Annotated in this window: 8 protein-coding genes; all 8 read left to right on the top strand. The window is 33.9% G+C overall.

Translation table 11 applies throughout. The annotated features are described in order from the left end of the window. Position 1 precedes the first annotated feature (1 nt). The 8 genes from FQU23_RS05615 (at position 2) to hisG (ending at position 11,874) form a co-directional block, all read left to right on the top strand. The gene (locus tag FQU23_RS05615) at positions 2-1,444 is read left to right on the top strand and encodes a DUF3570 domain-containing protein (RefSeq protein ID WP_147673001.1); all 1,443 of its coding nucleotides are present in this window, start codon (positions 2-4) and stop codon (positions 1,442-1,444) included. Positions 1,445-1,455: 11 nt separating this feature from the next. Next, positions 1,456-2,118 carry a response regulator transcription factor gene (locus tag FQU23_RS05610; RefSeq protein WP_147673000.1) on the top strand — a complete coding sequence of 221 codons (663 nt, stop codon included), beginning with the start codon at positions 1,456-1,458 and terminating at the stop codon, positions 2,116-2,118. Between the two features lie 6 nt (positions 2,119-2,124). Next, on the top strand, positions 2,125-3,519 hold the full coding sequence (locus tag FQU23_RS05605; RefSeq protein WP_147672999.1) for a sensor histidine kinase: 1,395 nt from the start codon (positions 2,125-2,127) through the stop codon (positions 3,517-3,519). 58 nt (positions 3,520-3,577) lie between these two features. Further along, positions 3,578-7,912, top strand: coding sequence for a CusA/CzcA family heavy metal efflux RND transporter (locus FQU23_RS05600; RefSeq protein ID WP_147672998.1), 4,335 nt, complete (start codon positions 3,578-3,580; stop codon positions 7,910-7,912). Positions 7,913-7,922: 10 nt separating this feature from the next. Next, positions 7,923-9,041, top strand: coding sequence for an efflux RND transporter periplasmic adaptor subunit (locus FQU23_RS05595; protein ID WP_147672997.1), 1,119 nt, complete (start codon positions 7,923-7,925; stop codon positions 9,039-9,041). A gap of 9 nt (positions 9,042-9,050) precedes the next feature. After that, positions 9,051-10,169: a VIT1/CCC1 transporter family protein gene (locus FQU23_RS05590; RefSeq protein ID WP_147672996.1), complete on the top strand. Its 1,119-nt coding sequence runs from the start codon at positions 9,051-9,053 to the stop codon at positions 10,167-10,169. 68 nt (positions 10,170-10,237) lie between these two features. Further along, the gene (locus FQU23_RS05585) at positions 10,238-10,747 is read left to right on the top strand and encodes a hypothetical protein (RefSeq protein WP_147672995.1); all 510 of its coding nucleotides are present in this window, start codon (positions 10,238-10,240) and stop codon (positions 10,745-10,747) included. Between the two features lie 269 nt (positions 10,748-11,016). Continuing rightward, positions 11,017-11,874: an ATP phosphoribosyltransferase gene (gene hisG, locus FQU23_RS05580; RefSeq protein ID WP_132109635.1), complete on the top strand. Its 858-nt coding sequence runs from the start codon at positions 11,017-11,019 to the stop codon at positions 11,872-11,874. Positions 11,875-11,893: the final 19 nt, after the last annotated feature.

Raw genomic sequence — 11,893 nt, 5'->3', positions numbered from 1 at the left:
GATGAAAAAAATAATATTTGCGATGGCTTTGTTAATAAACATGGCTGTTGTTGCCCAAGTTAAAGATTCAACGACCACTTTTAAAAAGAGAGTTTTAGAAAATACCGAAGTGGATTTATTACTAAGTTACTACAATCAGGATGGTACGCATTCTGCCGTTAGCGGTGGAATAGGTTCAGAAAAACTATCTGATATAGCTTCAAATATTGTAGTGGCCGTTCCGCTAAATGAGGATGATGTCTTAACTTTTGATGTAGGGATTTCGGCTTATACTTCTGCCTCTTCAAGCAATATTAATCCGTTTAATGCAACGGGGGCTTCTGGAGCTGGATATGATGATAAAACGGCAATTGGAAAAAATGCCGCTGCGACTAATACGTATGGCACTCCTTGGCAAGCTTCATCGGGAGCTTCAAAGAGCGATCAATTGGCGTCTGTTAGTGCAAATTACAGTCATAATTCGGATAATAGAAATAACATTTGGAGTGCTGATGTTTCTTTTTCGAATGAGTATGATTATACTTCCATTGGCTTTGGAGGAGGGTTTACCAAGTTGTTTAATGAGAAAAACACCGAGATAAGCATAAAAGCCAATGCTTATTTAGACCAGTGGAGACCGATATATCCAACAGAGCTTCATGAATATGCGCAGTACGGTGCAAATTTTCAAAATCAAGGATATTTGGTAGGGGTTAGCATTTTAGATCAAAACGGTGCTACATCAAATGGGTATTTGCCATCGGCATTTAAACCTTACGATAAGTCAAACAGAAATTCGTACTCGGCTTCCTTTTCATTCTCTCAAATACTGACAAAGAAGATTCAAATGTCTATTTTTATGGATGTTTTGCAGCAGGAAGGATTATTAGGAACTCCTTATCAACGAGTCTATTTTGCTGATAAAGCAAATTATTACATAGGGCAATCACAATATATTCCAGTATATACCACTTCAGAAAATAGAGGAGTATATCAATTAGCCGATGACAAAGAGCGACTACCGAGTACCCATTTTAAAATTCCGATAGGAGCACGACTCAATTTTTATATCAATGAATTCGTCGTTGCCAGAACCTATTATAGATATTATCAAGACAATTGGGGTATTCAAGCGCATACAGCATCAATTGAGTTACCTATTAAAATCAGCGCCAGTTTCACTGCTTATCCCATGTTCCGTTATTATACGCAAACGGCTTCAGATTATTTTGCTCCCTATGAAAAACATCTTTCAACAGAGAAATATTATACTTCGGATTATGACTTATCAAAATTCGACAGCAGTCAATATGGTTTAGGTTTCACTTATACTGATATTTTTACTCGAGCTAAAATCTTTGTTTTAGGATTAAAATCAATAGATTTACGATTGAATCATTACACTCGAAGTGATGGCCTTTCAGCAAATATTGGTTCTTTAGGTTTTAAATTTTTATTGGAATAAAAAACAAGAATATGCATATTTTAATAGTGGAAGATGAAGCGGGTATTGTACAATTTCTTCAACAAGGTTTAGAGGAGGAAGGCTACCAAATAACGAGTGCTTCTGATGGACTCCAAGGATTTGAATTGATACAGAAACACCAATTTGATTTAATTTTGTTGGATTGGATGTTACCTAAAATGAGTGGATTGGATTTGTGTAAGGCTATTCGAAAAAAAGACACTAGCACACCGATACTATTTTTGACGGCTAAGGACACGGTTCAAGAAACAATTGAAGGGATAAAGGCGGGAGCTAATGATTATATCAAGAAACCATTTAGTTTTGAAGAATTAGTGGAACGCATCAAAATTCATTTCCGAAATCAAAATGAACAAGATATTCTAACTCTTGGCACAATACAGATTGATATTGCAAAACATGTCGTTTTATCTCATGAAAGGGAAGTACAGCTAACCAATAGAGAGTTTAATCTGTTGTGTTACCTTGTCAAAAACAAAGGGAAAGTATGTACCCGAAATCAAATTATAGAAGATGTCTGGGATATTCATTTTGATTATGATACTGGTGTCATTGATGTTTTTATCAATGCTATCCGTAAAAAGTTAAATTTAAAAATCGAAGAAGACTATATAAAAACAGTTCGCGGTGTAGGTTACATTGCAAATGAATAAGTACTAATGCAAAAATTTTCATTTAAAAATAGAATTGCCTTCAACTATATTATCACCACAGCTTTATTGATTTTTGTGGTGTTTTTTACTATTTATTCCATTGTAAAGTTCAGCGTTTACAATCATCTCAATAATGATATTGGCAAAGAGGTAAAGAATCACATGAACGAAATTGAAATAAGAGATAACACTATTTTTATTATTCATGTCGAAGAATGGAAAGAAAGGGAGCACAACACTGTTGATGTAAACCCCGTTTTTATTCAATTCTTAGATAATAATGGTTTTTTAATTGAAAAATCACCCAACCTAAAAAAAGAAAACTTAAGACTTCATAAGAATATCGACGATAATGAGCTATTTGACACCAAATTATTAAGCAATAAAATTCGGCAAATACAGATTCCAATATACAACCAAACAAAAAAGATAGGTTATTTATTGATTGCAATGTCTTTGGAAGATGCTTCAATGGTCCTTCAAAACTTATCTGAAGTGTTAATGATTGCTTTTCCTCTAATTCTAATTGTACTTTTTCTGATTGCACGGTTTATTGCCGGGAGAAGTATAAAACCGATTAGTTCTATTATAGAAACTTCTAATAATATTACTAAAGATAATTTGACTTCTAGAATTCCATTGCCTCAAAATCGTGATGAGCTCTATGTTTTATCTAAAACAATTAATAACTTATTAGACAGAATCGAAAATACCATTGAAAGAGAAAAAGAATTCACCTCTGACGCTTCGCATGAATTAAGGACTCCCTTGACCGTAATAAAAGGAACGCTAGAGGTTTTAATAAGAAAGCCAAGAAACGTTGAAGAGTACGAAGAAAAAATTAATTATTGTATTTCCGAAGTTAACCGCTTAAACAATCTGGTAGATCAATTGCTGCTGCTTGCGAGATTTGAAAATCAAAAACAAAGCTTAAAAAAGGAGAAAATTTGTTTAAATGCAGTTATTCTAGATTCAATTTCAAGATATTCGAATACAATTCAAACTAAAAATATTCAGGTTACAACAGAATTTAAAAAGGACTATTATATTGAAACCGATATCTATTTATTCTCAATAATAATTAATAACTTAATTTCTAATGCATTAAAATATTCGGATATAAATACTAAATTAGCTATTACTATAACAGAAGATAATAATACAATTGAATGCAGTATAATCGATTCAGGTATTGGGATAGCTTCTAAGGATGTTGAAAAAGTTTTTAATCAATTTTTTAGATCTAATTCAACAGAGCATCCTGAAATTAAAGGAACGGGATTGGGACTATCAATCGTGAAAAAGTTATGTCTACTACTTAGTATTGGTGTTCAAATTTTAAGCCAGGAAAATGTGGGAACTGCTGTAATGTTAAGCTTTCATGAAGAAGACCTTAAGTAGTTCTTAAGACAATCCTTACCGATTTACTGTATTTTTGAAAAATAAAATAAAGTAAAGAATGCTTGAAAAAATTATTGCTTTTAGTCTTAAAAACAAACTTATTGTTTTACTATTTACCTTAGGAATATTTGGATTCGGAATCTATTCTGTTTTCCAAATTTCTATAGGAGCCGTCCCAGATGTTACCAACAATCAGGTACAGGTTATTACTACTTCGCGAAATCTTTCTACCCAAGATATCGAACAATACATTACGTATCCAGTAGAAATTGAAATGGCAAATTTGCCTGGAGTACAAGAAATTCGATCTATTTCAAAATTTGGCTTATCTGTGGTCACCATTGTTTTTGACGATGATTTGGGAACTTATTTACCGCGCCAATTAATTGCTGAAAAAATTAAAACGGCATCAGAGAAAATCCCAGCAGGTTTTGGAACTCCAGAAATGGGACCCATTACTACCGGTCTTGGGGAAATTTACCAATACACTCTCGAGGTAAAACCTGAATTTAAAAATCAATATTCTGTAACTGATTTAAGAACTATTCAAGACTGGGTGGTAAAACGTCAATTATCCGGAATAAAAGGGGTGGTTGAAATAAATACTTGGGGTGGTTATTTAAAGCAATATGAAATTGCAATAACTCCTTCTAAGTTAAAAGCCATGAACATCAGTACTACAGATGTTTTTACGGCGCTTGAAAACAATAATAGTATTGCCGGCGGTGCTTATATCGAAAAAGTAAATCAGAGTTATTTTATTCGAGCCGAAGGAAAAGTAAAATCGCTGGTCGATATTGAAAATATAGTAGTTAAGAATATAAACGGAATTCCAGTTTATGTGAAAAATATAGCTGATGTCCGTTTTGGCCATGCGAATCGTTTTGGTGCTATTACCGGTAACGGTGAAGGGGAGAAGGTACTTGGACAGGTGATGATGCTGAAGGGTGCCAATTCTAAACAGGTAATCAATGACGTAAAAGCAAGAATTGCCGAAATCCAAAAATCATTACCAGACGGAGTTTATGTAAATGGATTCCTAGAGCGCAGTGAATTAGTTGCTAAAACTACTTTTACAGTTGCTGAGAACCTTATTTTAGGATGTCTAATTGTAATTTTTGTCGTGGTTTTATTGTTAGGAAACTGGCGTTCTGGATTGGTAGTGGCTTCTGTGATTCCGCTATGTTTATTATTTGCGATATCATTTATGAATATTTTCGGAATTGATGCAAACTTGATGAGTTTAGGCGCTATCGATTTTGGAATTATTATTGACGGAGCGGTTATTATCGTTGAGTTTATAGCTTTTCAGATAGCCAGTAAAGCAGCCCAATTAGGACCTATGTCTAAGGAAGACCGTCAACTAGAAATTGATCAGATTACTTATAAAAGTGCTTCAAAAATGATGAATTCCGCTATTTTTGGACAATTGATCATCTTGATTGTTTTTATTCCAATTCTTTCTCTTTCAGGCATAGAAGGTAAAATGTTCAAACCTATGGCAATGACGTTTAGTTTTGCCTTAGTGGGAGCGATGATCTTTTGCTTTACCTATGTTCCGGTTGTTTCATCGTTATTTTTGAAACCAAAAGAAGAGAATCCAAACTCGTTTTCCAGTAAATTAATACGGAAATTTAATTCGTGGTATCTTCCTGTCATAACATGGGCTTTAAGGAATACTAAAAAAGTATTATACGGCGCTTTGGGATTATTAGTAATGGCAGTAGTTTTATTTACTACAATGGGAGGGGAGTTTATACCAACATTAGACGAAGGAGATTTTGTAATTCAACCCGTATTAAAGACAGGAACTTCCTTGACAAAGACGATTGCTACCACGACTAAAATAGAACAAATTATTCTAAAAAACTTTCCAGAAGTAGAGCAAGTAGTGAGCAGAATAGGTGCAGCCGAAGTTCCTACTGACCCTATGAGTATGGAGGAAAGTGATGTTATAGTTAAGCTAAAGCCAAAATCAGAATGGGTATCAACAGAAAGTAAAGATGAACTGGCAGATAAAATTAAAGCAGCGATTGAAAAACAGATTCCAAATATGGAAATTGAGTTTACCCAACCGATCGAAATGCGTTTTAACGAATTAATCTCGGGAACTCGATCTGATGTTGCAGTAAAAGTATTTGGTGAAGATTTAAATGTATTAGCTCAAAAAGCACATGAAATCAAAAAATCCATTGAAAAGGTAGAAGGAGCCTCAGATGTTATTATCGAAAAAACAGAAGGTTTACCTCAAATGACCGTGCGTTACGATCGTTCTAAAATTGCTCGTTATGGTTTAAATATTTCGGAACTAAATGATATGATTGCGCTCGGATTCGCCGGAAAAACAGTGGGTAATGTATTTGAAGGTGAGAAACGATTTGATATGGTGATTCGTTTGGATCAAAGCAATAGACATGATATTAATGACTTGAAAAATTTATATGTTTCAGCTCCTAATGGGGAACAGATTCCGCTTCAGGAATTAGCCAAGATTGAATACACGGAAGGTCCTGCGAAAATATCAAGAGATAACACGAATAGAAGAATAGTAGTAGGAATTAATGTTCGAAACAGGGATTTACAAAGTGTGGTTACTGATATCCAGCACATTATAAATACAAAAATCAAACTACCTCCAGGTTATTATGTTCAATATGGAGGACAGTTCGAAAACCTTCAAAGTGCCAAAGCCAGATTATTGATTGCCGTACCTATTGCCTTAATATTGATTTTTATCTTATTGTATTTTGCTTTCGGTTCGATCAAAGAAGCCTTAATGGTGTATTCAGCAATTCCGCTTTCAGCAGTGGGAGGAGTACTGTTTTTATGGATGAGAGGTTTGCCTTTTAGTATATCAGCGGGTGTTGGTTTTATTGCGCTCTTTGGTATTGCAGTTTTAAACGGAATTGTATTAATTGAACATTTTAAAGAATTAAAACATCAAGGAATGAAAAACATTGATGAACTCATATTGAAAGGAACGACCGATAGATTGCGTCCTGTTTTGCTAACGGCCGCCGCTGCAGCCTTAGGTTTTTTACCAATGGCAATATCTTCTTCTGCAGGAGCAGAAGTACAAAGACCTTTGGCAACAGTCGTAATTGGAGGTTTATTTACAGCGACAATTTTAACGATGGTAGTACTACCTATTTTATTCAAGGTTTTTGATGGAAAAGAGTTTAAAAAGGCAAAATTTAAAAAACACCATAGTAACACCTATCTAATTCTATTGTTGTTGAGTACTTCGTTTGCCTTTGCACAAAATTCAAATCCCGAATTAGATAGTTTAATAGTAAAAGGTATTACAAATAACAAAGGCATAAAAGCCATTCAATTGCAGGTAGATAAGTATCAGGCTAATATAAAAACTGCCTTCACCTTTGAAAAAACCACTATTTATTACAATTACGATCAAAATAATCTGGCTTCTAATAATGAACCTTTGAAGATCTTTGGAGCACAACAGCGGTTTTCTTTCCCAACGGTTTATGGAGCTCAGAAAAAAGTTTATGAAACGGAATATGAAAAGGAAAAAGCCAGCTTTGAAATTCAAAAAAATAAACTTTCGTTAGAAATTTCTAAAGTATATTATCATATTGCGTATTTACAAAACCGTGAAAAATTATATTTCTATTTGGATAGTCTGTACCAAAATTTTTCAAAAGCAAGTGATCGACGTTTTGAATTAGGGGAAACCAATTATCTCGAAAAAATAACTGCACAAGCCAAATTTAGACAAATAAAAACAAACTTGTCTCAAATTGAAAATGATAAAAAAGCACAGTATAACTTGTTGTATTCATTGGTTCAAACGGATGAAAAAATAGCTATAAAAAACAATTTAATTATTCCGTTATTTAATACAACTGAAGAATTAAGTACTGGAATTCATAACGCTTATTTAGAGAGCGTTACGGCTAGTTATAAAAATCAAATCAGACTTGAAAAACAACATTGGCTGCCAGATTTGCATTTAGAATATTTTAGAGGTTCGAATACAGGATTGTCACAATCATTAAATGGTTTTCAAATTGGAATTGGGGTTCCCATTTTATTCTCGGGAAATATTTCAAAATCAAAGGTGGCTCAGTTAGAATTACAAAGTTGGGAGCAAGAAAAGCAAAACGCAGAACACAAGAGAGAACAGTTTATTCAACAAAAAAAGAACGAATTAGCCAAGTACCAGGAATCAATAAATTATTACAACCAATATGGAAAAAAGTTATCGGATGAAATTATTAAGGTGGCGAATTTAAGTTATAAACACGGAGAAATTGATTTCTTCCAATATATTCAAAGTTTAGAGAACGCAACAGCTATTCAAGTTGAATACCTAGACAATGTACTTCAATTCAATGCAACCCAACTCGATTCACAATACCTTAATTTCTAATACATAAAAAATGAAAAAAACACTATATATACTCGCCTTGTCAATCGTTCTATTTTCGTGCAAAGAAACTAAAACAGAAGAAGCAGTTGCTACCGATGCTACTTTAGTCATGGTGACACTGCCTCAATTTAAATCTTCGTCAATGGAAATTGGAAGTCCTATTGAACAAGATTTTGAAGTAACTGTAAAAACAGCTGGAAAGATAGATGTTCCGCCACAAAACAGAGCCAAAGTAACTACGTTTGTTGGAGGAAACATCAAAGCAACTAGGTTACTAGTAGGTGATAAAGTGAGAAAAGGACAAGTATTATTGACTTTAGAGAACACAGAATTTCTTGATATTCAAAAAGAATATTTGGAAGTAGCCGAGCAAATTAAATATCTAAAATCAGAATACGAGCGTCAAAAAACATTGTTTGATGAAAAAATTACTTCTCAAAAAAACTATCTAAAAGCGGAAAGCGAGTATCGAAGAGCAAAAGCAATGTATCAAAGTTTAAAAGCAAAATTGCAGCTGTTAGGCATTAATCCCGCATACGTCGAGAACGGTAAATTGACCTCTATAATTACTATTTATGCTCCTATTTCGGGAGACATCGTGGTAATGAATGCCAATGTTGGTATGTATGTAGCGCCTTCAGATGTGATGCTTGAAATTATTGAAACGGATCATTTACATTTAGAATTGAATGTATTCGAAAAGGACATATTAAAAGTAAAAGTGGATCAGGACATCAATTTTACAGTACCAGAAGCGACAAATGAAGTGTTCCACGCTAAAGTACATTTGGTAGGAAAATCTATTGAAGGAAATGACAGAACAATTAACATTCACGGGCATTTAGATGACAATATGAAGCAAAAATTAATCACCGGAATGTTTGTGGAAGCGGTAATTGTGGTAGATTCTAAAAAAGGACTGGCCATTCCAACAGAAGCTTTGATTACTGAGAACGACAAAAATTACGTACTTTTATTAAAGGAAGAAAAAAACGACAATTATTCTTTTAAGAAGATTGCGGTCAAAATAGGAGAGAAGTCAGAGAAATATGTTGAAATTATTCCTGATAATCAAATTAATTCTTCTTCTAAAATTTTAACAAAAGGCGTTTTTGACGTTGTTAATTAATTATAAAGTATGGATTTAAATAAATTGAAAGGGCAACTGCAAACTGAAGTTGACACTGCTTTTCTTTATGATAGCATTGCCGAGATTCAAGCTGATGAAAATCTCAATAGGGTCTTACGTAGTTTGTCAGATATTGAGAAAGGGCATGCGCAACATATGTTGGATAAAGTAAGGACTATTGAACAGAAATACAAAATGCCTGCTCCATCTTCAAGAGCTAAATTTCAGCTCAAGTTGGGTAAGCTTTTTGGTTATGGATCCATAATCAGTAGCTTGTCAAGTATCGAAAAACAGTTTGCTGTCAATTCGATAAAGAATAAAATTGAAAAAGGAGAAAAGCCAACTGGTTTTGAACACAATCACCTTAATATAATTGAAGCGGTGAACAATAATGCCGCTTTAAATGTCTCTGGAGGTTTTCTTTCTAAATTTGAAAGCCGACATAAATCAGTCGGTGGAAATGCCTTACGCGCAGCTGTTTTAGGTTCTAATGACGGTCTGGTTTCTAACATGAGTTTGGTTATGGGTGTTGCTGGAGCTGCAGTCTCTAACAATACTATTTTATTGACGGGAATTGCAGGATTGATGGCTGGAGCTATTTCGATGGCACTAGGAGAATGGCTCTCGGTTCAAAGTTCTAGAGAATTGAATCAACGGCAAATCGACTTAGAGACAGAAGAATTAGAAGCGTCTCCTGAAGAAGAAAAAAAAGAATTAGTTTTATTATATCAGGCCAAAGGAATGAATGTGATTGAAGCTCAAAAACTGGCAGATAAAGCTTTTGAAAACCATGAAACAGCTATTGATGCCATAATCACAGAAGAACTAGGCATAGATAAAGAGGAATTGGGAGGTTCAGCCTGGGAGGCGGCAATCGCTTCCTTTGTTTTATTTTCAATTGGAGCCATTATTCCTTTATACCCTTTTATGTTTTTAGATGGGAAAAATGCTATACTTTTGAGTGTCGGTAGCAGTGTAATAGGGCTTTTTGGTATAGGTGCTGCCATTACATTGTTGACGGGAAAAGGGGTTCTATTTTCGGGATTCAGACAAGTTTTCTTTGGATTGGCAGCAGCAGCAATAACGTATGGAATTGGATCCTTGATTGGAGTTTCCTTGGCGGGCTAAATATTGCAATAAATCAAGTCACATGAATTTATTCAAAAACAGATTATTAACTATTTAAATATAATACTATGAACGACGCGCATTTACATTTAATGGTAAACCATTTTCCGATCATCGGAACGATTTTCGGCATTGGAATATTAATAGCCGGTTTAGTACTAAAAAATAACGCTTTAAAAAACACAGCCTATATTTTGTTCATAGTTGCAGCGCTTTTTGCAGCTCTAAGCATGAATACTGGTGAAGGAGCGGAGGAACTTGTTGAAGACATGCCTAATATCGGAAAAAAGATAATTCACGAACATGAAGAATTAGCTGAAAAGTTAGCTTTATTATTGTATGCTACAGGGATTTTTAGCTTACTGTCAATATATACAAGTAGCAAAAATCATAAATTGGCTATAATAGCATCTTATATTACATTATTTTTAGCGATCGGAGCAGCTGTGCTAGGGTCGAGTGTAGGAACTTCAGGTGGCGAAATACGTCACACTGAAATTCGTGATAATGCAGGGATTTCAGCTGCTGAAAGCGACAACATAAATTCAGAGATTACGAGGACTAGAAACGAAGAATAATGCTTTTTAACAAAATAGCGGTATTTAGTTAAACTAAAAAAGCTTTTTAATAAAAAAAGTATTTATATTTGCACAAGTAAAAAAAGACAAAATTATGTTCGCTATACAATTACATCATCATCATTTTCATTATTGCTCTCAAGCGATGTGTTAACGATATGGTTGTAAGTCATCCTATTCTAAAACCCGTTTGAGTACATCAAACGGGTTTTTTGTTTAATATCCTTTGTACTCAAACATAATATTATAATCAAATAAAAAAAAATACAATGAGTACATTAAAAATTGCAATTCAAAAATCAGGACGTTTAAACGAAGAAAGTATTCAAATCTTAAAAGACTGCGGAATCTCGATCAACAATGGAATCGATCAATTGAAAGCCGAAGCTTCTAATTTTCCTCTTGAAGTTTTATACTTAAGAAATTCAGACATTCCTCAATATCTAATTGATGGTGTGGTAGATATCGCCATTGTTGGGGATAATTTATTAGTCGAAAAAGGAAAAGGAATTCAAGTTGTTCAGAAACTAGGTTTTTCAAAATGCAAAGTTTCAGTTGCAGTTCCTAAAACATTCGAGTACAATTCGATTCAAGATCTAGACGGACTACGAATCGCGACTTCTTACCCAAATACAGTAATTGAATATTTTAACTCTTTTGGAGTAAATGTTGATATTCACCAAATTTCTGGTTCTGTAGAAATTGCTCCTAATATAGGTCTTGCAGATGCTATTGTAGATATCGTTTCAAGCGGAAGTACCTTATTCAAAAACAACTTAAAAGAAGTTGAAATTATTCTTAAAAGTGAAGCGGTTTTGGCTGTTTCGCCAAAAGTAACGCCAGGCGTTCAAAAGCTAATTGATACTTTAAAATTCCGAATCGAGTCTGTTTTAAGAGCTAGAAAATCAAAATACATTTTGATGAACGTACCAAATGATAAAATAGAGGAAGTTGGAAAAATTCTCCCAGTATTGCGTAGTTTAACGGTATTGCCATTAGCACAAGAAGGATGGAGTAGTGTACACTCGGTAATCGATAAAGACACTTTTTGGGATGTAATTGATCAGTTGAAAGAGGCTGGTGCCGAAGGAATTTTGATATGTCCTATTGAAAAAATGGTACTATAAAAATATAAATTATGAGTAT

It is taken from the genome of Flavobacterium sp. XN-5, assembly GCF_008033395.2.
Taxonomy (GTDB): Bacteria; Bacteroidota; Bacteroidia; order Flavobacteriales; family Flavobacteriaceae; genus Flavobacterium; species Flavobacterium hiemivividum.
Note: the sequence above shows the minus strand (reverse complement) of the source record. Positions and strands in the feature narration are given on the sequence as shown.